Genomic DNA, 21,951 nt, shown 5'->3' on the forward strand with positions numbered 1-21,951 from the left:
GCCTCTTCTATCGGTGAGCGGTTGCAACCCTCGCGGTGCGGGCGGCAGGCTCATGTCCCGCTCTGAGTGCCGTAATTGCAGCGGCATAATCATCAGTGGAAAATACGGCCGACCCCGCAACCAGTACCTCGGCACCGGCGGCGAGAATCTCGTTCACGTTGTCCGGCTTCACGCCCCCGTCTACTTCCAGAAGCGCCCGGCTCCCGGTGCGGTCGATCAAGGCCCTGACCTCGGCGATCTTGTGTAACGACGAGGCAATAAACTTCTGCCCGCCGAATCCTGGATTTACAGACATGATGAGGATGAGATCGGCATCACGGACGATTTCCGAAAGGGTACCGGCCGGCGTGGCAGGATTCAACGTCACACCCGCCTTCACGCCCCGCTCTTTGATCGATTGCACCGTCCGATGCAGGTGCGGGCAGGTTTCCACATGTACGGTCAGATAGTCGGCACCCGCTTCGGCAAACTCCCCGATGAACGCATCCGGATTCGTCATCATCAGATGCACATCCAACGGCAGGGTGGTGACTTTTCTCAAGGCTTCGACGATCGGCGGCCCGACCGTTAGATTCGGCACGAAATGCCCGTCCATGACATCGATGTGCAACCAGTCGGCTCCGGCGTCCTCCACCCGCGCCACTTCTTCGGCCAGGCGCGCGAAGTCCGCCGACAAAATGGAGGGGGCAATACGTACCGTCCGACCAGCCACTACTCGCTCCTCCGCACACGGGCGGCGAAAAACAGATCCATCCTGTTACTATTAGCCATCGTAGACAGATCCCCTCGAGGGGTCACGAACGGCAGTCCGGCCGGGGGCAACCAGGGCGCGATCGACTCACGCTGAAATTGATGATGCGCCTGACAAAACTCGTCGATGATCGACTCGGTTTCTTCCGGTTCGATCGAGCAGGTACTATAGACCAACACCCCGCCGGGCCGCAAGAGACGGCTCGTCACCGCAAGCAATTCCACCTGCATCTGCCGATGCTGCGCGATGGACTCCGGCCTCTTATACCACTTCCCTTCCGGATGACGCCGCAACACACCGAGGCCACTGCACGGAGCATCCAGCAGAATGCGGTCGAACGGTCGGGACAACATCGGATGGGACACAATCCCTGCACAGACCAGCGCGCGCAAGTCGCCGGCCAGGGGCGTCAGGATCTTCACTCCGAGACGGCGGCAATTGGCCATCACAAGATCGAGTCGCGCCGAGGCCCGATCCACCGCCACAATCTCTCCCCGATTCTCCATGAGCGCCGCCAGGTGTGTGGACTTTCCACCCGGCGCTGAGCAGGCGTCCAGCACCCGTTGCCCCGGCTGCACATCCAGCAACAACGGAATCAGCTGCCCGGCTTCATCCTCCACATAGAACCGTCCCTCCGCGTATCCCGGCAGATCGATAACGGAACAGGAGCGCGCCAGTTGAATGCCGACTTCGCTGATCGACGTCGGGCCTGCCTCTACCTGCGCAGCAGCCAAGTCGCCCAGCAATGCCGCGCGGGAGGTTCGAAGCGTATTCACACGTAGCGTCAGCGGAGGCACCTCCACCGACGCACCGCACAAGGCCTCAGCGCGTTCGACGCCCAAGCGATGACACCAACGTTCCACGAGCCAGGCCGGACAGGAATATCGCACGGCCAAGGCCTCAACGGGATGGCTGCCTGCATCGGGCCAGACCGGTTCGGGTGATCGAAGCAGAGCCCTCAGCACCGCATTCACGAAGCCGCTCCAATCCCGACCCAGACGACGGCTCTGCTGCTTCGTCATCTGCACAGACTCGTTCACAGCAGCGGAATCCGGAACCCGGTCCAAATACAGGAGCTGATAGGCGCCGAGACGCAGAATAGTCTGAACCAGGGTGGGGAGTTTCGTAATACGCCGATCCGACAACAGACCCAAGCGCCAGTCGAGCGTGGCCCGATACCGCAGCACACCGCGCACGAGTTCGACCATGAAGGCCCGATCGCGCAGATCGAGCGACTCACGTGAGGAGACCTGATCGAACAAGTCGTCCCCCAACATGCCTGCCTTGTCGATCGCCAGCAACGCCTTCATGGCGGCGCGGCGCCCGGCGGATACTCCCCCGCTTGATTGTGACTGAGGCGGATCAGATGCCATGTTCGGAGAGGGTGATCATGGCAGAAGATAGTCGATAAAATCCGAAGACAGGTGTGCGATTAGCCCTGCGATGGAGCGTCAGCTTGAAGCGTAAGGCCCTCGGCCAGTCGATGGCCGGCCAGATATTGCGCCATCGTCATCCGCCTGCTATTGGAGGGTTGAATCTCGATGAGCTGGATCGTCCCGTCGCCGGTCGCCACCTCAACCCGATCCTTGCTCACCTTCGTCACGGTTCCGGGAACCGCGCCGGAGGTCTCCAGCCCCACCGCCACGCGCCAGAGCACCCACCGTTCCCCGTTCACATGGGTATACGCGCCGGGCCATGGAGACAGGCCGCGCACACGATTCGCAATCTCCATAGCCGACAAAGTCCAATCGACCACACCGTCTTCCTTCTTGAGCAATGGCGCCATGGTCGCCTGCGCGTCATCCTGCGGTTGCGGCATCAGCGTGCCGGCTTCAAGGCGGCGCAGGGTTTCAACCAACAGTCGCCCGCCGACCTCGGCCAGTCGAGGGGCCAGCGTGCCCGCCGTATCGTCAGGACGGATCTCCACCGTTTCCTGCAACAACATGTCGCCGGTATCCATCCCTTCAGCCATAAACATGGTCGTGATGCCGGTCACCTGCTCTCCCCTGATAATGGCCCATTGAATCGGACCTGCCCCACGGTACTTCGGGAGGAGCGACCCATGCACGTTGATGCAGCCACGAGGCGGCAGCGTCAGAATGGCTGGAGGAAGGATGCGGCCATAGGCCGTGACGGCAATGACATCCGGCCTCCACTGACGCAACTCGTCGAGAAAGACAGGGTCTTTCATCTTGAGAGGCTGCAGAACAGGAATTCCCTCCCGCTGGCAGACAACCTTCACGGGCGAGAAGACCACTTCCTGCCCCCGCCCCTTCGGCCGATCAGGCTGAGTGACCACACCGACCACCTGATGTTCCGACTTGAGCAAGGCCTCTAGAGAAGGCACGGCAAAGTCGGGTGTTCCCATAAATACGATACGCATGCTCACGCTTTATCATTCTGCCCTCGCGAATGCAATTCTCTCCGGACGTTCCTTGACTCTCGTTTCACACGCCTGCTAGTATCCGGTCGCGGGGTGGAGCAGCCTGGTAGCTCGTTGGGCTCATAACCCAAAGGTCGTCGGTTCAAATCCGGCCCCCGCAACCAACCTTGCTCTTCTCTTTCAACCATATACAGCGGTTTCATCTCCGACATCGGCACTCGTGCGAGAAGCCGATTACGTTAAATTTGTGCGACCTCCTGCCGGAACTCGATCCAAGATCTCCACGCATCGGCAGCATTCATGCAATCAGGTCCTCGGGGATTGAGCCTCATGGTTGGGAGTGCCCGGAAGTTGACCCAAAGCAGACGATTTATTCGATTTTGCGAAATCAAATGTCGCAGTAAGAGGTACTATGTAGGTGATGAGTAAGACTCCGATCGTGGGCTGAATTGAGTTCAATAAATACAGGGCTCGCTTTGCATCGAATGAATTGCGGCAGCCCGGCGTTCCCCTGGATTGTATGTCACCACTCCCTCGTCACCGGTGCCTGATTTATAAAGGCCCTCTCACGCCGTATCTGCCGGGGATTTCGGCAATCATACGACAAAAGCTGACCGAGAATTATCGCTGTTTGTATCTTGATGGTCCGTCCAGAGTAGCCGGCACGCACCCCTATCTGCTCGCCGCAGGAATCGATGTAGTGCAAGAGGTCGCGAAAGGCAGTCTCGTGTTGTCCTCTGACAACACCCACCTCATGAAGGGGCGTTTCAATGTTGATCGAATGTTAGGAATGCTTGAACAGGCCTTGAAGCAGGCCTTGAGCGACGGCTATCAAGGTCTGTGGACTACGGGTGATATGAGCGTGGAGTTCGGCCCTGAGAAAGATTTTTCAACACTTCTGGATTATGAATGGCGGTTGGAAGAATTTCTTCAGGCGCATCCCGCGCTTTGCGGTATCTGCCAATATCATGCGGATACCTTGCCCAGTGACGCCTTACGGCATGGTCTATTGACCCATCGGTCACTCTACATCAATGAGACACTTTCCCGGATCCATCCGTATTATGTGGAGCAGGAAGCATTCACTGTGCAATCGTACAATACGACCGCTCTAGACACGGCGATCAGAGATCTGTGCACAATGCCGGATGCGTTAATTCTCAACTCCTTACCTCCCGGTTATCTGCAGTAGCGTCTTCAAGACAACGCATCCCTATCAACGGGTCCTTCCACAACGCATCTATTTGCGGCTCCCCTGCTTGCGTCGCTCTTGTCATCAATACAGAGAACAGACTGCCAGGTGGGATATCGCTACTTCCCGGCCCCGGGTCGTGAGTTTCGCAGATCCGTAGAGACAGGCAGTGGCTCCAATTGCAACGGCTTGTGGTGCATGGCCAACAACACGGCCTTTCCTGGACTCGCCTGGTAATCGCCACGGAAGCTCTTGTAGTAGATCATCACTTTCCTGACATAGTCACGCGTTTCAGGATAGGGTGGAATGGCACGATACCGCTCCACGCGCCGCTCCCCCGCATTATACGCAGCGACCGCCAAGCGTACGTTCCCGTTAAATCGATCCAGCAAATATCGCAAGTGCCTTGCGCCGCCTCGAATGTTGTCGCCGGTGTCATAGAGATTGAGAACTCCGTGCCGAATGGCGGTTTCGGGGATCAGCTGCATCAGTCCAACCGCCCCGGATCGTGAAATGACGGTGGGATTAAAGTCCGACTCCGCCTTGATCACCGCCAGCAGCAGCGCCGGATGAAGTTGGAACTGGAAGGCGTAGCGCTTGACCGCCTCCTCCACTTCCTCCGCCGAGGCCCGGTGCGACAGGCGACGCACCTGCGATTCCGCCGAACGAAACCGTTGGTCGGTCGGGACATTGGTCATTTCAAACACCCCGTTCGGCCCGACGTAGCCATAAATTTCGCTGTCCGCAGAAGCGGACTCCCCGACCACCAGCACCCCCGCCAGCACCAGAGGAAGCGCCCACGTGGCAGTCACACGCCCGCCATCGTCATTCTGGCCGCCAAGGTTATGGCTCACTACTCGCAACTCCTGTCGGACAGGTTTTTCGGGATCCATCTCTTCCTCCTCTTCCCGCAGCAACCCATAGCCGGGGAATCCACAGCGTCGCGCCCCCAGGCTGAAGCGCAGCTTTCATGCCATCGTCCCCACGCGTACAAAAGCGTGCAGCTCCAATAACTTCCTACGGTTAGGGTGTTCACAAGAAGTCGCCCCACTGCTGAGAGGGGGGAGGCATCGAACCGTTTTGTGTCACCATTTGGCCGGATTTTGTTCTCGGTTTCGTTGTGATCCGTTCCTAACGTGACAAGCCATCGCGGGTGTGCGGGCAGGACACGCACCTGTAGCCAGAACTGAGGGGGGGGGTTCTTCACGTGAGGCAGTGTCGGTCAACACCAGGACGCGGAGTATGCCGGCAGATCTCGCACGATCATCGTGAAGAAGTGCGCTCTTGTTTGAAGCTTCGGAGTGACGTGCTAGAATCGATTTCGGAGTAGCCCCTCAAGCAACAATCGCCTGCAGCCATAGGAAAATTCCCGCGCAGAATACGTCTCTCGGCAGTCACCACCATTGAAGATGAGAGTTCCACCCCCGACAATTCCGGCACGCAGCATTACGATGAGATGTCAGCCTTCCGCTTGTGCGCAATACATCGCCTCGCCAGATTGTCTTACAGGCGCGAGCACGCACCGATGATCAAACTGCTGTTGGTCGAAGACAATCCCGTGGATGCCCAGCTCACCCGAGACCTCCTGGCCGAATGGCCGCTCGACCAGTTCGAGATCACGCATGCCCCCATTCTTGCGGAAGGCTTGACCAGATTGAGCCGGGACCGGTTTGATGTGGTACTCCTCGATCTCTCCCTTCCCGACACCCATGGCTTGAGTACCGTGACCCAGGTCTTAGCGACCAGTCCAGGCGTGCCGGTGGTAGTGCTGAGCGGACACGACGATCACCCCCTGGCCCTGAAAGCGCTGCAGCACGGGGCCCAGGATTATCTGGTGAAGGGCCAGGGCGGGACCGATTTTCTCGCGCGCTCGATTCTCTATGCCATTGAACGCAAGCGAACACAGGAACGTCTGACCTATCTCGCTCAGCACGATCAGCTGACCGGCCTGATCAACCGCGCCCTCTTCCGCGACCGCTTAATCCATGCCATGGCGCGCAGCAAACGGAAAGATCACCCCCTGGCGATCATGCTGCTCGACCTGGATCGATTCAAAGCCGTCAATGACACGCTGGGGCACGATGTGGGCGACCAGTTGCTGAAAGTCGTGGCGACCCGTTTGCTGGAGTGCGTTCGTGAAGTGGATACCGTCGCGCGCATGGGCGGCGATGAGTTCACCGCCATCCTGGAAGGTATTTCCGGCGTGGCCGATGTCCTCGTGGTGGCCAAAAGAATCGTGGAATCGATCAGCACTCCGTTTGAGATCGGAGCGCACCGGATCTCGATCGGCGTGAGCATCGGCATCACGCTCTACCCCCTAGATGATGAGGATATCGACGAATTGCTCAGACATGCCGATAAGGCCATGTATACCGCCAAGCAACAAGGTGGGAACCGATTCCACTTTCACTCCACCACCGGACAGCCTCCCTCCGGTACCGCCGCCCCGGTACGGTAGCGAGACGCCGCGTCAGGGCCCGTCCTTCCCTCTGCCATCGACCACCGCAACAGAACTACCCGGCACATCACGCATCTGCTTACCGACCGATATCGGCGAGAGGCTGTTCCGTCACGACCAACGACCCTCGGGGATTCGGCAGCAACACATTGGACGTGACCAGGTCCTCGCGAGGGGGTGTCGGATGCGTATCCGGGGTCATGACCAACCCCCAGTGCTGATTGTCCCGACAGGTATTGTCGAGCAGGAGCGCCTCTGCATGGTGGAACAGAAGGATCCCACTGAGCATGTTGCTGTGGCAGACGTTGCGCACACATTCCGGATGGCTGCCGGGATCTCGCACCGCCAAGCCAAAATGATGATTCCCATAACACTGGTTTTGGGCCACACGCGGTTGTGCTCCCGCAAAGACAAAAATGCCTGACTCGCGGTTGTAACAGACCTCATTCTCGACAAATGTCGCACGGGCCTCAGGACCATAAATCACCACTCCGGACAACACGCCTTCCGTCGCCCGGCATTGCGTAATCGTGCAGACTGAGTCCAGGACGTTGATCGCGGAATGTTGATCACTGCCCACATACCGGAAGGTGATCCCGCTGATCATGCCCGCGGGGACCCGCTGAAGATAGAGCGGCCCCCCGCGCCGGCTGTAAATCTGCACGTGATCACGCCCGGCGCCGATGAGGAGCACGGGACGATCCGCGACAAAGACTTTGTCTTCATACACTCCCGGTCGAATGAAGACCTGATCGGTCTCACCGGCGTCTTTCAGGGCCGCGCTCGGCCTGATGTACGCACGGGGATCGCGGGCGTCGACGATCAGCGTCCGGCCCCCCTTCGGATTGGGAGGTGGCTCGCTGAGCGGCTCCCTTCGGCCACCGACCGCGCCTGACTCCTGTGGTCTTTCCATACCGACTGTCTCGATCCTCTACAGACTCGGAATCATCACACCCGCCGCCAGGACCGGTTGCATGCTAACCGACAACAAGTGAAAACTTGCGATCTGTCAATCGGCCAGAACACCGCCTCATGGCTGGCGCTTTCCGTACAATGCTGTCTGCTTTCCGCCTCTATTGTTCCGGAAGATCTGGCCCACTCCGCCCTCGATTCCAGGCAAACCATACAATTTCACAATGGATTCCCTTGTCGCCCCTCGCTGGTGCGGTTCTTTCATATCGAAAGACACAACGACCGCGTGAACCCAGGCTCTGCCAACAGGGAAGAAAGAGGGGCACTCATGACTAGGACTCATTCCAAGCTCGGTTCGATGCGAAGCATCTGTGTCGTCTTGGCGTTGATCGGCAACTTCACGGCCGTTCCAACGCTGTTCGCCGCGTCACCTCAACCACCTGATGATGCGCACCGCCTCTACGATCGCGTGATGGAAGAGTTCCGCCACAAGGACTATGCCGCGGCCCTCGCCGGGTTTCGCTTCTTCCTCGAACTCCACGGGCAATCCTCGCTGTCCGCCAACGCTCAATATTGGAAAGGCGAATGCCAGTACCGCATGGGACGATACAAGGACGCGCTGGACTCGTTCTACAACCTCATCTCCGACTATCCGATGAGCCAGAAGCTCGCCGCCTCAACGCTCAAGATCGGACAGATCTACACGAAGCAAGGCGACCGGGACAAAGCGCAGATGATGTTCGAGCGAGTGACGGACCAGTATCCCGATAGCGCAGAGGCCGAAGTGGCTCGCAAGGCCTTGGAGGCCGCTGCCGCAAAGGATGAACCGGTTGCCGCCGAGCCAAGCTGATCCGGATTGTGCGCCCTTTCGGCACAGCCCCGTTGGCAGTCGAACCGGCGTTATTCTGGATCGGCAAGATCCAGCACGGTGACGAGACCCGGGACCGTATAGGCGTGCAGCGGGCTCAGCCGCACGAGTTGCACGCCTGCCGCACGAAGCGCCGATTCAAACAATGAATCGTGCGACCCGTCCGGGGCATCATCCGGCACCGGCCGCTCGACTTGCACCACCTTCTCGACCAGTCGGCTGCCCGGGTGCACCAGCACAAAGGTGGCGCGTTTCAGCGCAAGTTCCCGCAGCGTCCCCGCAGGCGGCGTTCCGGAGGGAAGCCGCAAATCCAACAGGCTCCACAGAGGAATCTGCGTAAACAGCAGGTACCGGTCTTCCACGGCGAGGCGCAGCAGATTGTAGAGTTGCACTTCCTGATCAGTGAGCAACGGCTTGGGCTTAAAACTCATACCGGCAGGAGCCTCAGCCGTGAACGCGCCGGGTGAACGCCGCCGCCCGAAACTTTCCCACGCCAGGCTTCCCAGAAACACCAGCGCGCCGATACCAAGGATGGGGTACAGCAATTCCATGACAGTCCGATCAGTCAGCGGGCGGAACGCACCCACTGTTTCAGCATGTGAGGGGATCCCGGCACCACAGCGCCGAGGAGCACGGGATGATAGGCCCCCGTCACCTGCGGCACATTGGTGCACTGTCCGTGATACGTATCGTACGCCAGCAGCGCGAACGCCGTCGCTTCAAAGGCTTTACTGCTCCACCCACAGTCCTCGAACGTCAATACAGGCGTCGGCGCAAATACCTGCCGGAGGGAGGCCATAATAGCGCGATTGTACACACCGCCACCACCGACGATGACATCATGGATCTCGCCGGTGACCCACCGTCGGGACGAACCGATCGCCTCCGCCGTCCACGCTGCACAGGTCGCCAGCAGATCCTCGACTGTCAGACGCGCCTGACGTTGTGTCGCGAGCAGGTTTCGAACGAACGGCGCACCGAACTCTTCCCGACCGGTCGACTTGGGCGGACGACGCGTGAGGAATGGATGGGCCATGAGCTTGGTGAGCAGCGCCCGGTTCATCGTTCCCTTGCGGGCGCGTCGGCCTCCGGCGTCGTAGGCACTCTGCCCCTTCGACGATTCGTGCACAATGGCGTCCAGCACCATGTTCCCGGGGCCGGTGTCGAACGCGCGGAGGTCGGCGACACCACCGCCCGGCGGCAGATAGGTCACATTGCTGATTCCGCCGATATTCACCACGAGACGCCCTCGACGCGCATGGCCAAATGCCACCGCATGGGCGTAGGGAACCAGCGGCGCCCCCTCCCCGCCGGCCGCCATATCACGCGGCCTGAAATTCGCCACGGTGGTGATGCCTGTGCGTTCCGCGATGACGGCCGGCTCACCGATCTGCAGGGTGGACCGGACCAACCCGACACCAGGCTCACGTCGCCCCTTCGGCAAATGGTGAATCGTTTGGCCGTGTGATCCGATCAAATCAATATCGGCCAGGCGGTATTTCGATTGCTGAATGACCCGCAAAGCCGCTTTGGCGAATAGTTCCCCGAGATACGTGTTCAGGTGGCAGATGTCGTCCACGCGGCCATGGAGCGAGAGCTCAACAATTCGTTGCTGGAGCGACCGCGGGTACGGCAGGGAGGCAAAGGCCAGGGGAGTGATCCGCGGCGCCCCCCCGCGCCGGACGATGCTCACCAGCGCCGCGTCTACTCCGTCCGCCGATGTTCCGGACATGAGTCCGACAACTTTCATCGCGCCCTCCTGCAGCACACAACAGGGAGAAACCCATTTCTGATTCGGTTCGCTACGCTAATCGAAACCCCGGCAACGGGTCAAGCATCGCGCGTATCATCCGCGCACAATCGCCACCGGCCTTCGCGTTGACTTTGCAGAAATCGGGTGTTACCGTCCGCCGGATGTTTCGCCTGATCGTCCTGACCATGCTTTTCGCATTTACGATCCCCTGTGAATGGGGCTCCTCCGCGATAGCTTCTGCTGCATCCGCTGCCGAACCGCTTCGTGTTGTTGTGACGCTCCCGGTCTTGAAGGACTGGGTGCAACAAATCGGCGGTTCGTATGTGCATGTGAACTCGCTCATGACCGGGTATGAGAGTGAGCATACCTATTCGCCGAAACCAAGCGATCTTGTCGCGGTTCGCAAAGCCGCGCTCTTGTTCGAAGTCGGGGCCGGACTCGAAGTCTGGGTGTCCTCACTGGTGAAGAACGCCGGCAATGGCTCGTTGCGGGTCGTGACGACCTCCAAAGACATCGAGCTGATCCAGGATCACCCCGAGCCGGCAGGGACGAGCCATTCGCACGAGCACGCGGCGGGGAATCCGCATGTCTGGCTGGATCCGGCGGCCGCAGCCACCATGGTCCGACACATTTCCGATGCCATGGTCGCCGCAGACCCGGCCCATGCCACCGACTATCGGACCAACACCGCGACGTACCTCCAGGCACTCACGCGCGTGCAGGACGAATCGCTGGCCCGGCTCCGCTCATTGCCGAACCGCGCGGTGATCGTTCACCACCCGGCCTGGCCCTACTTTGCCCGACGCTACGATCTGCACATCGCCGGCACGATCCAGACACAACCGGGGGGAGAACCTTCCGCGCGACATCTGCATACGTTGATCGAAACCATCAAGCGAGACCGGGTCCGCGTGATTATCTCCGAGGTACAACTGAATCAGAAGGTCCCACTATTGTTGGCTCGGGAAACCGGCGCCCATATCGCCGTGTTGACGACCTTGCCCGGTGGCTTACCGGGGACCGAGACCTACCTCGACATGCTCCGCTATAATGTGCTCCAATTGGCCCAGGCGCTTGAACAGACCTGACCGCCGCAGCCACCCGGACATCGACCGAAAAACCAGCATTTTCAACGTACACCGCCGCGCATGACCCATCCCATTATCCGTTTCGACCATGCCACCTTCGGTTTTCCCGGTATCGTGGCCCTGGAGGACATCTCCCTGACCATTCCGGAATCGGAATTTGTCGGGGTGATCGGCCCCAACGGCTCCGGGAAAACGACACTCTGTCGTGCCGTGCTGGGCCTGATGGCCCCGCTGAGCGGAACCCTCCGTGTCCTCGACTGTGCCTGCGAAGAACTCCGCTGTCACCATCGTGCGCTCATCGGTTATCTGCCGCAAAAAGGCATGATCGACCGGAACTTTCCCGTGACCGTGCTGGAAGCGGCCATGATGGGACGATACGGCGCGCTCGGCCTCTTTCGGCGACCGTCACAAAAGGATCGGGACATCGCCCGTCAGGCGCTGGCCCAGGTCGGCATGGATCATCACAGAGACTCCGCCTTAGGCGCCCTTTCCGGCGGACAGCAGCAACGGGTGTTCATCGCGCGGGCGCTGGCGCAACAGCCCCGAATTCTCTTGTTGGACGAGCCGACGACCGGATTGGACCTCACCGCGCAGCATAGTGTGGTGGAGTTGATCCAGCAGCTGCATCAAGAGCTGAAGTTGACCATTCTCATGATCACTCACGACATCAACATGATCCGGTCGCGGGTCGACCGGTTGGTGCTGCTCAAGACGAAGCTCTTTGCCGAAGGGCCGCCGCAAGAGGTTCTGAAGCCGGAGATTCTGAGTCAGGTATACGGGAAAGAACTGGTCATTACGGACAAGGACTTTGTTCTCGTTGAGGATTACCATCACCACTGAAGCACATATGTTGAATCGAACCGGCGACGGTTCGGATTCAAGGGCCGAGCCCGGATTATTCACGAATGCCGTCGCGAGGCGTTCGAGACGGAAGCCCGCCGGGGCTTCTCGCAAGTGAGGCCGACGCAGGCGTACCGGCAGTCCGTCGAGGAGGCCGAACGAGAAAAGCCTCGCCGGGCGAGAGGATCGGACGCCGGAGTAGGTATTCATGAATAGTCCGGGCTAGACTCAGTCATCGCACTCATTCATTCACAAGATTATTCGGTCACCACATACTACGATGCTCGAACTGCTCGCGTACGATTTCATGCAACGCTCACTTCTGGCCGCCGCACTGGTCGGCGCGGTCTGCTCCGTCATCGGCGTGTTCGTCGTCTTACGGGGCCTCGCGTTCGCAGGGGCCGGGACCGCCCATGCCGCATTTGCCGGTGTCACCCTCGCCTATCTCCTCGGCCTTCCTCCGCTCAGTCTCGCCATTGTGTTCGGACTGGCGACGGTTTGGATCACGGGTTGGGTCGAGGAGAAGGGGCGCATGAAGCTGGACGTGTCCATCGGCATCCTCTATACCGCCACCATGGCGCTGGCCATTCTTTTCCTCGGACTCATGAAGACGTATAACCCCGAGGTCTACGGGTATCTGTTCGGCAGCGTGCTTTCCGTGACCACGGACGAACTCATGACCATCGGCGGGCTGAGCGTGGTGGTGCTGGGAACGATCCTTCTGCTCTCGAAGGAACTGTACTTCATTGCCTTCGACCAGGAGATGGCAGCAGCATCCGGCGTCCCCGCGCGGCAAATCTTCTACCTCCTGCTGACACTCGTGGCGCTCACCGTGGTGATTGCGTTGAAAACCGTCGGAGCGATTCTCGTGTTTGCGATGATTCTGATCCCCGCATCTACAGCCTACCAGCTTACGCACAGCCTGACTCAGATGACGCTCTACTCCATGCTCATCGGCATCTTCTGCGCCGTAAGCGGCGTACTGCTGTCCTATGCCTTCGATCTTCCCTCCGGTCCCTCGATTGTTCTCTTGGCCACGAGCCTGTTCTTTCTCGCGGTCTGTTGTTCGCCCAAACGGTTGCATCGAATTCAGCCGACCTAGCACAACCGGGCAGGCCCGTACGCCTCACGGGCAAGAATCGGCGACTGGGATTGGATGAGTACGGAGAAGAAAACCGTTGGATGCGGATGGATTACTGCGGTTGCGGATCCGGCTGCTTTCGAGACCAGACCATACCGGTCTGCTCTTTCGCGCTGAACCCGAGCCGTTCATAAAACCCGGGCATGCGCGTGCAAAGCCAGAATAGTTCAACCTGCCGAAGGGTGGGATGGTCGAGAATCCGTCGCACGATCTCGGTGCCGATCTTTCGTCCCTGATAGTCGCGATCCACGATCACATCCCAGATCGACGCTCGGAACACGTAGTCGGTCAGCACGCGGCCAAAGCCCACCAGGCGAGGGCCATCCCAGGCCGAGATGACCACATCCGTCTTGGCCAGCATCGCCTGCGCCTGCTCAAGCGCACGATGCTTCGCCCAGGGAGCCTGCCGGTACAAATGAATCAGTTGTGCAGCGTCGAAATCGTTGCGGTCGGAGAAGGTGATGGGATGCTGATCGGTCTTGAGAGCGGGAGGCATCTTGTACTAAATTAGTCCCTCCGAACGGCGTCAGTCAGTTAACCGTAGTGTAAGGGGAAGACCATGGGAACGCAAGTGCGAAGCTGTCCGAAGTGTTTTCAATTGATGTGGCTGAAGGAGAACCATTACGACGTCCTCGACGAAGAAACGGTCCGCGCGAAATGTCCGCACTGTGGCTCGACCGTCCGCTTCCAGCTGGTGACCGCCGGCGCCAACGCTGCCGGCCCGAAGATGGGCCATTGACCGTTCCCGCCCTGTTTAACGGATGATCAGGCTCAATTGAACAGGGCCGATCCGAACTTCACATGCCCCGCCCTGCCCCCTCCAATTCCGGCTGACTCCCCGGCAGGATCTTGACCAACGCCGCACGATACTCCCCCATACGCTTCTCTTCGGCCGGACCGACTTTGATCTCCTTATCCCGATACATGCGCTCCACCTGATCGAGGACGGCCAGCAGCGGCTGAACCACCCCAAGCACATTGCCGACCTCGAACGCTTCGAGCGACTCGATCAGATAATCCTGCAGACTTTTAAACGGAGAGCGGCCGCTTTGCTCCCGAAACCGCAGGAGGGCCTGCTCGAACACTTCCACGGCCTCTGGCTTTGGTTTGACCCCGGTCGGCACCGAGGCGAGATGTACCACCGGCGGTAATTTGGAAGCGTACCCTTTGAGCTGCGCGATCAGCTCACCGATCCGATCAAGCACGGCACTGGTTTCCATCGTTCGACTCTCCTCACTCTCGCCGACCGTCATATCCGGTGGCGGCGTCTTGCTGATTCAGGCTGATCGCCTGCGACTTCTAGTGTACCGTGGCTGCCCGGAGGAGATCCTGCACCTGCTCCATATCAGGCGGGCAGGGCACATCGAACTGATGATACTCCCCGCCGTTGGGATGCGTAAATCCCAGCGTACGCGCGTGGAGCATGACACGGGGAATCGGCACCCCCGCCACCGACATCACTTTGGTTCCGCCGTATGTCTTATCCCCCAGGATGGGATGATCGATCGACGTCAGATGGACTCGCAACTGATGAGTGCGTCCGGTTCTGGGTAAGAGACGCACATGGGCCGCGACCTTGCCGTACCGCTCCTCAACCTGGTAGTCGGTCGCAGAGGGTTTCGGTTTGGTCGTCCGCGCCGAAAACTTTTTCCGCTCTTTGGTATCGCGCCCGATCGCCAGTTCAATCAGGCCATGGCCCTTCTTGGGTACGCCCCAAATCAAGGCTTCGTACACCCTGGTGATCGTGTGGAGCTTGAACTGCGCGGCTAACGCCCGATGCGCCTGGTCCGTCTTCGCAATCACCATGACGCCCGAGGTTTCTTTGTCCAGCCGGTGAACGAGTCCCGGACGTTCCTTGCCTCCGATATGTGACGGTGTGACGCCCGAGGTTGCGAAGTGATGCAGGAGCGCATTCACCAACGTCCCGGACCAATTCCCCGGCGCGGGATGTACCACGAGGCCGGCCGGCTTATGGAGCACGAGCAACTCCGCATCTTCGTGGAGAATATCAAACGGGATGGCTTCGGGCTTGAGGTCCAGCGGTTCAGGTCGCGGCACCTCCAGCCGGATGCGGTCACCCGGTTTGATCTTCTGGCTTGGCCGGATCGTGTGCCCATTGATGAGAATGCGCCCTTCCCCGATCAAGCGCTGCAAGGCCGAGCGAGAGAAAGTCGGGTCGCGGTTGGCAAGGAAAACATCGATCCGCTTGGACGATTCTCCTCCGGTCACGACAATTTCAACCGGAGTGGTGCTGATCCTATTCACGTGGTGACTGCCTGACGTCATCGAACATGCGAGGACATAAGCTGCCACACAGGCCTGGCAAACACAAGCCGCCCGCTCCGTCCCCATCCTCTACACACTTCACGCACATGTCGTCCACAATCCATCCACATGCTGCGCTGCCTACTAGCGTCCTTCAACGCCGGCACGAAGGTATGTTTGACCGTTCATTTCTGTCAGTGGTGCGTTGGATTTGACACCATGTTTCTGCGCATTCCCATGGTGTCGCATGATGGCACACTCCTACTCCAGAAAAAATTCATGCTGTTAGCATGATGCCTCTACCTTTTGGTACAGGCACCTGACTTGCTTATTTACAGAGAGGAGTTTGCTGCTTCAACATGTGGAGATTGTGACAATCCAATGGCTGCTGATTTTATCCACAGAATCCTCAGGTCGCTGCAGGACACGTTCGCTCCGACAGCGGAATCGTTGCCCCCCATTGTGGACAATCGGATCGAGCAACCGATCTCGCCCCCCGTGCGCGACCGGCGCATCGACACTCGGTTTGCGGTCAGGACTCCTTGCGTCTACGAGCTGGTGGAGGGACATGGTTCCGACGCCTCCACAATACTCGGGAAGGCCTATTCGTTGAATGTCAGTTCGGACGGCATTCTCCTCTTGCTTGACCAGAAACCTCAGAGCAGACAATTACTCAGTCTTCAGAATCCGGCGCTGCAACGACAGCGCTCACTGACGTTGTTCGAGGTGCGCTGGTCCACTCACCTCCCGGTGGGCACCACCCACCCACGCTACCTGGTCGGTTGCCGCCTCGCATTCGGCCGATTCCCCTACTTCCTCGTCCAGCACCAACACCTAGACCGCGATATCTCAGGCCTCTCGTTGTAACCGCTCGTCGCCCGCTGGCTCGAATTGCCGCCCTGCATAGAGCCCCTGTCGTACGGCCTGAAAATCAGACGGCGCGTCGGCCGTCCACTCGCCATACATCCCGGTAACAGGATGTGTGAACCCCAGCATACGGGCATGCAGCATGACCCGCGGAATCTCATACCCCGCGATCGCACCGACTCGCTCCCCCCCGTAGGCCCGGTCACCGAGAATGGCATGGCCGATGGTGTGAAGATGCGCCCGCAACTGGTGCGTGCGGCCTGTGTGGGGACTGAGCACGAGGCGGGCCGCCGCCTTGCCGAACATCTCTTCGACTCGATAGTCTGTGACTGCAGGCCTCGGATGAAGCGTCTGGACTGAACTGCGTTTGGGATTTCGCCGATCCGGTCCCAGCGCCGCATCGATCCGGCCTTCCGATTCAGGCGGCACGCCCACGACAAGCGCCTCATAGTGACGGGTGATAGCATGACGTTCGAACTGCATCGATAGTTTTCGGTGCGCCTCCTCTGTCTTGGCCACCACCATGACTCCGGACGTATCTTTATCCAACCGATGCACTACGCCCGGCGTCGCCGACCCACCCCCCCGGGCGCAATGGTCCAGCAATGCATTCAGCAGCGTGTTGGACCAATGTCCCGGTGACGGGTGGACCACGATCCCGGCGGGCTTATTCAGCACTAGGCACGCATGATCCTCAAACAGAATCTCCAGCTGTTTTGTCTCGCCATCGATCCGTAACGGGGCAGCCTGAGGCGCATCAAAGACGATGACATCTCCCGCTTTGATTCGCTGACTCGATTTGGCGATCAGACTATTAACCCGCACCCAGCCCGCAGTAATCATCCGCTGCAAGGCCGCGCGCGAGAGCTTCGGCTCGCGGTGCACGAGGAATACGTCCAACCGTTTGGGCTGCTCCCCGGCAGAGATGACAAATTCCGTTTGCATAACGCTGTTACGCTACGGCAGCGCGGCAACCGAATGCAATCGTAGAAGGCCGACCGATTGCCTCTCGACGACAATCGGCCTATGCTGAGCGTTGCGAGGCCGGTTCGACTTATGAGAAGGAGGGTGGACCATGGGAGGGAAGCTCGCGTTCGTCGCAACGTGCCTGATCCTGGTGAGCGGACTCGCGAAGACAGGGCTAGCAGCAGACCTGCCGGGAATCCCCCCCGAAGTCGTCGCTGACTACCTGCATGCAGTGATTGAAGCGGACCGTACGTTTTACACCATCCATGTTGTCGAGCGAATGCAGAAACAGGGCGGCACACCCGCATCGGAAACCTGGCGGAGGGACAAGACCACGTTGCCGCTGCCGGCCCAATTTCTGCGGGAGGCCGGTGAATTGGCAACCTTGACCGGAACCAGAGTGCGCTACCGCCTCATGAGCTTGTGGCCGATCAACCCCCAGAACGCACCGGCGAACAACTCGGAACGAAACAGCCTGGAAGCCGTGCGACTCCATCCCGAACGGTCTGTTTCCGGCACCGTCACCATCGGCAGCCAGTCTTATTTCCAAGCCGTCTACGCCGACCGCGCCGTAACACAGGCCTGCATCGCTTGCCACAATGCGCACCCGCAAAGCCCGAAACACGATTTCAAGATCGATGACGTCATGGGCGGGATGGTGATAGAAATTCCCCTGAGCAAGGAGTAGGTTCGGACGGCAGCGTCGATACCCCGCGGGGAAACGGCGCTCCCTGCCGAGCCGTCCGAAGAACGACGGAAGGCACTGACACCTGACATGAAGTTTTCCACCTACGACCCAGGCGAGTTCTACGACGAATTGTTTGAAGGAATCGGCCGGCCCCGGCGGGGAAGCGCGTTACTGCTGCGGAAGTTTGCATCGCTCCCCGATGGAGAACTTAGAAAGCGCCAGCAAGCAGCGGAACGCGTCATCCTGAACATGGGCATGACGTTCGGCGTGTACGGCAGCGACGAGGGGCACGAACAGATCTTTCCCTTCGACATCGTACCGCGGATTGTGGAGGCACCGGATTGGACGCTCATCGACACCGGCCTTCGCCAACGCCTGCGCGCACTAAACCTATTTATTGATGATGTGTATCACGAGCAAAAGATCCTCAAAGATAACGTCATCCCAAGCGAACTGATCTATTCCAGCAAAGGGTTTCTGAAAGCCTGCTGGGGGCTCAATCCCCCTCGCGGAATCTGGTGTCACATCGCCGGGATCGACCTGGTGCGCATCAGCGACGGCCGCTATTATGTCCTTGAGGATAATATGCGCTGCCCGTCCGGGGTGGCGTATGTGCTGGAAGCCAGACAGGTGATGAAACGAACTTTTCCAGAATTGTTTGAGGCCTATCGCGTCAGGCCGGTCGATGAATACCCAAGCCGCCTGCTGGAAACCCTTCGGTCCCTGTCTGACCTCCCCGATCCGACGATCGTGATTCTCACGCCCGGCAGCTACAATTCCGCCTACTACGAACATTCTCTTCTGGCTCAAAAAATGGGTGTGGAACTGGTGGAAGCCAGTGACCTGGTCGTCATCGATGGCTCGGTCCACATGCGCACCACGAAGGGCTCCCATCGGGTGGACGTCATCTATCGGCGGATCAATGACGAATATTTGGACCCGTTGGTGTTCCGTCCCGATTCTCTGCTGGGAGTTCCCGGTGTCATGGAGGCCTATAAGAACGGCCGCGTGGCGATCGCGAATGCGCCCGGCACCGGCGTCGCCGATGATAAGGCGATCTATGCCTACGTCCCCAAGATCATCAACTACTACTTGGCAGAGGAACCGATACTCCCCAACGTGCCCACCTACGTCTGCTGGGAACGCCGGGATCGAGACTACGTGCTGGAACATCTCGATCAGTTGGTAGTCAAGGCGACGAACGAAGCCGGTGGGTACGGCATGATGATCGGCCCTCAGGCCTCTCAGCAAGAACGAGAAGACTGTGCCCGTCGCATCCAGGCCGACCCTCGCAACTACATCGCTCAGCCCACACTCGCGCTCTCCCGATCGCCGACTCTGGTGGAAGACCAGATCGAGGGACGACATGTCGATCTTCGTCCGTACGTCTTGCAGGGGAAAGGGTTCTATGTGTTGCCGGGCGGCATGACTCGCGTGGCCTTGAGAAAAGGGTCATTGGTCGTCAATTCCTCCCAAGGTGGCGGTAACAAAGATACGTGGGTGCTGTCATGAGTCTTGCGCGCGCACAGGCCTCCTGCCGATCGGTCGGCCGGCGGCTCTGCGAACACCTTGGTCGGAGACCGCGATGCTGAGCAGAGTGGCCAGTTCCATCTATTGGGTGAACCGCTACATCGAACGGGCGGAAAACTATGCCCGGTTCATCGAGGTCAATTTGAATCTCTCTCTTGACCTTCCTCGCGGCACGGTCGAGCAGTGGGAGCCGCTGGTCGCCACGACAGGCGATCATGAGATGTTTGTCGCGCGCTATGGAAAAGCGACGAAGGAGACCGTGCTTCATTTCCTTGTGGCGGATGCCGAGAACCCGAATTCCATTCTGTCCTGCCTCCTGGGCGCGCGGGAAAACGCGCGCTCGGTCAAGGAAATCATCTCCAGTGAAATGTGGGAACAGGTCAACCGCTTTTACCTGTTGGTCCGAGACGCCGTCACTCGCGGGATGTCGCACCATGACCTCCACGCATTTTTGGCCGACGTCAAAGCCGCGAGCCATCTACTGTGGGGAATCACCGATGCCACCATGTCCCATGGAGAGGGTTGGCACTTTGCACGGCTCGGCCGCCTCCTCGAACGAGCGGACAAAACCTCGCGCATTCTCGATGTCAAATATTTCATCCTCTTGCCGACCGCCGATGAAGTCGGCACGCCGTTCGACATCATCCAATGGTCGGATTTATTGAAATCCGCGAGCGCCTTAGAGATGTATTACAAACGCTATGGACGCATCGCTCCGGATGACGTGGCCGCCTTTCTCATCCTTGAACCCACCTTCCCGCGGGCAATCCGCTATTGCCTCATTAAAGCGGAGGACTCCCTGCACGCGATTAGCGGATCCGAACGGGGATCGTATCAAAACCTGGCCGAAAAACGATTGGGACGCCTGCGCGCCGAACTAGACTTTGTCGACATCGAAGACTGCGTCACAAGGGGTCTGCATGAATTTGTGGACCACTTTCAAGCACGACTCAACCAAGTAGGCGAGGCTATTTCTGAAACGTTCTTCGTGCCTCGCCGAGTTCACTACACAGAGTCCGTCACGGAGGAGCAATGACGTTTTGCTTGGGAATGAAGGTGGAGGAGGGGTTGGTCGGGATCGCCGACACGCGGGTGACGACGGGGGCGGAATGCATCACCGCTGGAAAGGTCTCCATCCATCAACATGGCCGCCACTCGATGTTTCTCATGACATCAGGATTACGATCGGTCCGAGACAAAGCTGTGACCTATTTCGATGAGGCCATCAGCGAGAGCGACCAAACGTTCGACAAACTGTTCAAAGCGGTCAACGTGTTTGCCGCACAGATCCGCCGTGTGGCCGAAGAAGATAAAAGCGCCTTATATAATGCTGGACTGACCTTCAATCTCCACGCCCTGGTGGGCGGGCAACTGGAAAACGACCTCACCCACAAACTTTATCTGATCTACCCTCAAGGCAATTGGGTCGAAGTCAGTGAAGGCACCCCCTACTGTATCATCGGCGAATCCGGCTACGGAAAGCCGCTCCTCGATCGCGTGCTGAGGTATCACTCCAGCATGGACCTCGCGCTGAAGGTCGGCTTCCTCGCCTTCGATGCTACACGTACGAGCTCCACCAGCGTCGAATATCCGCTCGATGTCGTGCTGTACCGGCACGATACGTTCGACATTCTCGAACACCGCTTTCAAAAAGAGGACCTTGCTCAGATTTCTTCGTGGTGGCAATCGCGCATTGCCGATTCAGTGGAAGAGCTTCCCGCCTCATGGGTAGATCGTTTGCTGGAGGCTCTGCCGAAAGGCACTCGCTCTTCCCCTCACGACCACGGCAATTCAGCATCGTAAGTCCAGCTCGCAATTCTCCGCTAGCCCGGCCACCGACCGACAGCCTGTGTCCCGATGACACGTCGCGCTCAACCTCGCCGCTCGCCCACGTTGCCCTGCTCTCGTGCGCACCGAAGGTCGTGCTTCACATCATGGCCCGAGCCATAGCGGTATATGCGACAGGATGACGGGCAAAGAAATGGACGTATTTCCCCTAGTGGCAACCGGTGGTGTCGTGCCCTCTCATAAGATGATTAGACAGCGTACAGATCGAAGCGTAATATGATGAGTGACCGTATGATCTGGTGGGCACGTTGGTTCGTACGGGCAAGGAGCTGGGGCGATGCCTTCGGTACCTTCCCACGACCGGTCGTTTTTTCAGGAGGCCATCGCTAGGGTCGGCATCCCGGCTCATCGCTCGGCCCGATCCTCAGGGTCGATAGTCTCCAACTCATTCTCCTCATCCG

Annotated in this window: 23 protein-coding genes and 1 tRNA gene; 13 read left to right on the plus strand and 11 right to left on the minus strand. The window is 59.2% G+C overall.

Translation table 11 applies throughout. The annotated features are described in order from the left end of the window. Positions 1 to 7 precede the first annotated feature (7 nt). Genes H8K11_00725 through H8K11_00735 form a run of 3 tightly spaced genes read right to left on the minus strand, consistent with a single transcriptional unit; the run spans position 8 to position 3,134 of the window. The gene (locus tag H8K11_00725; GenBank protein ID MCS6262255.1) at positions 8 to 712 is read right to left on the minus strand and encodes a ribulose-phosphate 3-epimerase; all 705 of its coding nucleotides are present in this window, start codon (positions 710 to 712) and stop codon (positions 8 to 10) included. After that, positions 712 to 2,124 (minus strand): 16S rRNA (cytosine(967)-C(5))-methyltransferase RsmB, encoded by a 1,413-nt coding sequence (rsmB, locus tag H8K11_00730; GenBank protein ID MCS6262256.1) that lies wholly within the window; start codon positions 2,122 to 2,124, stop codon positions 712 to 714. Before rsmB ends, H8K11_00725 begins: the two co-directional genes overlap by 1 nt. Before the next feature lie 59 nt (positions 2,125 to 2,183). Further along, entirely contained in the window at positions 2,184 to 3,134 is a 951-nt protein-coding gene (locus H8K11_00735) for a methionyl-tRNA formyltransferase (protein ID MCS6262257.1), read from the minus strand. Between the two features lie 87 nt (positions 3,135 to 3,221). Between H8K11_00735 and H8K11_00740 the strand changes: the two genes are divergently transcribed. Further along, positions 3,222 to 3,298, plus strand: a tRNA-Met gene (locus H8K11_00740). Between the two features lie 356 nt (positions 3,299 to 3,654). Next, a complete protein-coding gene (locus tag H8K11_00745; protein MCS6262258.1) occupies positions 3,655 to 4,326 on the plus strand; it encodes an MEDS domain-containing protein in 672 nt (223 codons plus the stop codon). Between the two features lie 119 nt (positions 4,327 to 4,445). Here the strand turns inward: H8K11_00745 and H8K11_00750 are convergent, their stop codons facing one another. Further along, complete coding sequence (locus tag H8K11_00750) at positions 4,446 to 5,219, minus strand: lytic transglycosylase domain-containing protein (protein MCS6262259.1); 774 nt, start codon at positions 5,217 to 5,219, stop codon at positions 4,446 to 4,448. Positions 5,220 to 5,851: 632 nt separating this feature from the next. On the opposite strand from H8K11_00750, the gene H8K11_00755 reads away from it, so the two are divergent. After that, complete coding sequence (locus H8K11_00755; protein MCS6262260.1) at positions 5,852 to 6,784, plus strand: GGDEF domain-containing response regulator; 933 nt, start codon at positions 5,852 to 5,854, stop codon at positions 6,782 to 6,784. Between the two features lie 79 nt (positions 6,785 to 6,863). Here the strand turns inward: H8K11_00755 and H8K11_00760 are convergent, their stop codons facing one another. After that, positions 6,864 to 7,697: a right-handed parallel beta-helix repeat-containing protein gene (locus H8K11_00760; protein MCS6262261.1), complete on the minus strand. Its 834-nt coding sequence runs from the start codon at positions 7,695 to 7,697 to the stop codon at positions 6,864 to 6,866. 327 nt (positions 7,698 to 8,024) lie between these two features. On the opposite strand from H8K11_00760, the gene ybgF reads away from it, so the two are divergent. After that, complete coding sequence (gene ybgF / locus H8K11_00765; GenBank protein ID MCS6262262.1) at positions 8,025 to 8,546, plus strand: tol-pal system protein YbgF; 522 nt, start codon at positions 8,025 to 8,027, stop codon at positions 8,544 to 8,546. A 50-nt stretch (positions 8,547 to 8,596) separates the two neighbouring features. On the opposite strand, the gene H8K11_00770 is transcribed toward ybgF, so the two are convergent. Continuing rightward, the gene (locus tag H8K11_00770; protein MCS6262263.1) at positions 8,597 to 9,115 is read right to left on the minus strand and encodes a DUF2726 domain-containing protein; all 519 of its coding nucleotides are present in this window, start codon (positions 9,113 to 9,115) and stop codon (positions 8,597 to 8,599) included. A gap of 14 nt (positions 9,116 to 9,129) precedes the next feature. Beyond that, complete coding sequence (locus H8K11_00775) at positions 9,130 to 10,314, minus strand: anhydro-N-acetylmuramic acid kinase (protein MCS6262264.1); 1,185 nt, start codon at positions 10,312 to 10,314, stop codon at positions 9,130 to 9,132. A gap of 164 nt (positions 10,315 to 10,478) precedes the next feature. Between H8K11_00775 and H8K11_00780 the strand changes: the two genes are divergently transcribed. From H8K11_00780 to H8K11_00790, 3 genes are all read left to right on the plus strand, one after another. Next, positions 10,479 to 11,405 carry a zinc ABC transporter substrate-binding protein gene (locus H8K11_00780; protein MCS6262265.1) on the plus strand — a complete coding sequence of 309 codons (927 nt, stop codon included), beginning with the start codon at positions 10,479 to 10,481 and terminating at the stop codon, positions 11,403 to 11,405. A gap of 60 nt (positions 11,406 to 11,465) precedes the next feature. Continuing rightward, entirely contained in the window at positions 11,466 to 12,245 is a 780-nt protein-coding gene (locus tag H8K11_00785; GenBank protein MCS6262266.1) for a metal ABC transporter ATP-binding protein, read from the plus strand. Between the two features lie 280 nt (positions 12,246 to 12,525). After that, positions 12,526 to 13,347: a metal ABC transporter permease gene (locus H8K11_00790; GenBank protein MCS6262267.1), complete on the plus strand. Its 822-nt coding sequence runs from the start codon at positions 12,526 to 12,528 to the stop codon at positions 13,345 to 13,347. A gap of 91 nt (positions 13,348 to 13,438) precedes the next feature. Here the strand turns inward: H8K11_00790 and H8K11_00795 are convergent, their stop codons facing one another. Next, positions 13,439 to 13,882, minus strand: a complete 444-nt coding sequence (locus H8K11_00795; GenBank protein MCS6262268.1) for a GNAT family N-acetyltransferase — start codon at positions 13,880 to 13,882, stop codon at positions 13,439 to 13,441. A 63-nt stretch (positions 13,883 to 13,945) separates the two neighbouring features. Here H8K11_00795 and H8K11_00800 point away from each other — a divergent pair, with 63 nt between their 5' ends. Continuing rightward, complete coding sequence (locus H8K11_00800; protein MCS6262269.1) at positions 13,946 to 14,125, plus strand: hypothetical protein; 180 nt, start codon at positions 13,946 to 13,948, stop codon at positions 14,123 to 14,125. Between the two features lie 58 nt (positions 14,126 to 14,183). On the opposite strand, the gene H8K11_00805 is transcribed toward H8K11_00800, so the two are convergent. Together H8K11_00805 and H8K11_00810 are read right to left on the minus strand one after the other, a co-directional pair. After that, entirely contained in the window at positions 14,184 to 14,606 is a 423-nt protein-coding gene (locus tag H8K11_00805) for a hypothetical protein (protein MCS6262270.1), read from the minus strand. A gap of 79 nt (positions 14,607 to 14,685) precedes the next feature. Next, the gene (locus H8K11_00810; GenBank protein MCS6262271.1) at positions 14,686 to 15,651 is read right to left on the minus strand and encodes an RluA family pseudouridine synthase; all 966 of its coding nucleotides are present in this window, start codon (positions 15,649 to 15,651) and stop codon (positions 14,686 to 14,688) included. A 381-nt stretch (positions 15,652 to 16,032) separates the two neighbouring features. Between H8K11_00810 and H8K11_00815 the strand changes: the two genes are divergently transcribed. Next, entirely contained in the window at positions 16,033 to 16,518 is a 486-nt protein-coding gene (locus tag H8K11_00815) for a hypothetical protein (protein MCS6262272.1), read from the plus strand. Here the strand turns inward: H8K11_00815 and H8K11_00820 are convergent. Further along, positions 16,501 to 17,463 (minus strand): RluA family pseudouridine synthase, encoded by a 963-nt coding sequence (locus tag H8K11_00820; GenBank protein MCS6262273.1) that lies wholly within the window; start codon positions 17,461 to 17,463, stop codon positions 16,501 to 16,503. The two genes, H8K11_00815 and H8K11_00820, sit on opposite strands and share 18 nt — an antisense overlap. A 130-nt stretch (positions 17,464 to 17,593) precedes the next feature. On the opposite strand from H8K11_00820, the gene H8K11_00825 reads away from it, so the two are divergent. The 4 genes from H8K11_00825 to H8K11_00840 all read left to right on the plus strand — a co-directional run bounded on the left by H8K11_00825 (position 17,594) and on the right by H8K11_00840 (position 21,505). Continuing rightward, on the plus strand, positions 17,594 to 18,172 hold the full coding sequence (locus H8K11_00825) for a DUF3365 domain-containing protein (protein ID MCS6262274.1): 579 nt from the start codon (positions 17,594 to 17,596) through the stop codon (positions 18,170 to 18,172). An 87-nt stretch (positions 18,173 to 18,259) separates the two neighbouring features. Next, positions 18,260 to 19,684: a circularly permuted type 2 ATP-grasp protein gene (locus tag H8K11_00830; protein MCS6262275.1), complete on the plus strand. Its 1,425-nt coding sequence runs from the start codon at positions 18,260 to 18,262 to the stop codon at positions 19,682 to 19,684. Between the two features lie 73 nt (positions 19,685 to 19,757). After that, the gene (locus H8K11_00835) at positions 19,758 to 20,738 is read left to right on the plus strand and encodes an alpha-E domain-containing protein (protein ID MCS6262276.1); all 981 of its coding nucleotides are present in this window, start codon (positions 19,758 to 19,760) and stop codon (positions 20,736 to 20,738) included. Continuing rightward, positions 20,735 to 21,505 carry a peptidase gene (locus tag H8K11_00840; GenBank protein MCS6262277.1) on the plus strand — a complete coding sequence of 257 codons (771 nt, stop codon included), beginning with the start codon at positions 20,735 to 20,737 and terminating at the stop codon, positions 21,503 to 21,505. The genes H8K11_00835 and H8K11_00840 overlap by 4 nt, the downstream gene beginning before the upstream one ends. The last annotated feature ends 446 nt before the right edge of the window (positions 21,506 to 21,951 follow it).

This window comes from Nitrospira sp. (assembly GCA_024998565.1).
Taxonomy (GTDB): domain Bacteria; phylum Nitrospirota; class Nitrospiria; order Nitrospirales; family Nitrospiraceae; genus Nitrospira_A.

Excerpts from the sequence above, each read along its gene's own strand:
- H8K11_00825 (MCS6262274.1), top strand. The coding sequence starts at position 17,594 with ATGGGAGGGAAGCTCGCGTTCGTCGCAACGTGCCTGATCCTGGTGAGC.
- H8K11_00805 (MCS6262270.1), bottom strand. The coding sequence starts at position 14,606 with ATGGAAACCAGTGCCGTGCTTGATCGGATCGGTGAGCTGATCGCGCAG.
- H8K11_00745 (MCS6262258.1), top strand. The coding sequence starts at position 3,655 with ATGTCACCACTCCCTCGTCACCGGTGCCTGATTTATAAAGGCCCTCTC.
- H8K11_00780 (MCS6262265.1), top strand. The coding sequence starts at position 10,479 with ATGTTTCGCCTGATCGTCCTGACCATGCTTTTCGCATTTACGATCCCC.
- H8K11_00755 (MCS6262260.1), top strand. The coding sequence starts at position 5,852 with ATGATCAAACTGCTGTTGGTCGAAGACAATCCCGTGGATGCCCAGCTC.
- ybgF (MCS6262262.1), top strand. The coding sequence starts at position 8,025 with ATGACTAGGACTCATTCCAAGCTCGGTTCGATGCGAAGCATCTGTGTC.
- H8K11_00800 (MCS6262269.1), top strand. The coding sequence starts at position 13,946 with ATGGGAACGCAAGTGCGAAGCTGTCCGAAGTGTTTTCAATTGATGTGG.
- H8K11_00835 (MCS6262276.1), top strand. The coding sequence starts at position 19,758 with ATGCTGAGCAGAGTGGCCAGTTCCATCTATTGGGTGAACCGCTACATC.
- H8K11_00840 (MCS6262277.1), top strand. The coding sequence starts at position 20,735 with ATGACGTTTTGCTTGGGAATGAAGGTGGAGGAGGGGTTGGTCGGGATC.
- H8K11_00750 (MCS6262259.1), bottom strand. The coding sequence starts at position 5,219 with ATGGATCCCGAAAAACCTGTCCGACAGGAGTTGCGAGTAGTGAGCCAT.
- H8K11_00770 (MCS6262263.1), bottom strand. The coding sequence starts at position 9,115 with ATGGAATTGCTGTACCCCATCCTTGGTATCGGCGCGCTGGTGTTTCTG.
- H8K11_00815 (MCS6262272.1), top strand. The coding sequence starts at position 16,033 with ATGGCTGCTGATTTTATCCACAGAATCCTCAGGTCGCTGCAGGACACG.
- H8K11_00760 (MCS6262261.1), bottom strand. The coding sequence starts at position 7,697 with ATGGAAAGACCACAGGAGTCAGGCGCGGTCGGTGGCCGAAGGGAGCCG.
- H8K11_00785 (MCS6262266.1), top strand. The coding sequence starts at position 11,466 with ATGACCCATCCCATTATCCGTTTCGACCATGCCACCTTCGGTTTTCCC.
- H8K11_00820 (MCS6262273.1), bottom strand. The coding sequence starts at position 17,463 with ATGCAAACGGAATTTGTCATCTCTGCCGGGGAGCAGCCCAAACGGTTG.
- H8K11_00790 (MCS6262267.1), top strand. The coding sequence starts at position 12,526 with ATGCTCGAACTGCTCGCGTACGATTTCATGCAACGCTCACTTCTGGCC.
- H8K11_00735 (MCS6262257.1), bottom strand. The coding sequence starts at position 3,134 with ATGCGTATCGTATTTATGGGAACACCCGACTTTGCCGTGCCTTCTCTA.
- H8K11_00795 (MCS6262268.1), bottom strand. The coding sequence starts at position 13,882 with ATGCCTCCCGCTCTCAAGACCGATCAGCATCCCATCACCTTCTCCGAC.
- rsmB (MCS6262256.1), bottom strand. The coding sequence starts at position 2,124 with ATGGCATCTGATCCGCCTCAGTCACAATCAAGCGGGGGAGTATCCGCC.
- H8K11_00830 (MCS6262275.1), top strand. The coding sequence starts at position 18,260 with ATGAAGTTTTCCACCTACGACCCAGGCGAGTTCTACGACGAATTGTTT.
- H8K11_00775 (MCS6262264.1), bottom strand. The coding sequence starts at position 10,314 with ATGAAAGTTGTCGGACTCATGTCCGGAACATCGGCGGACGGAGTAGAC.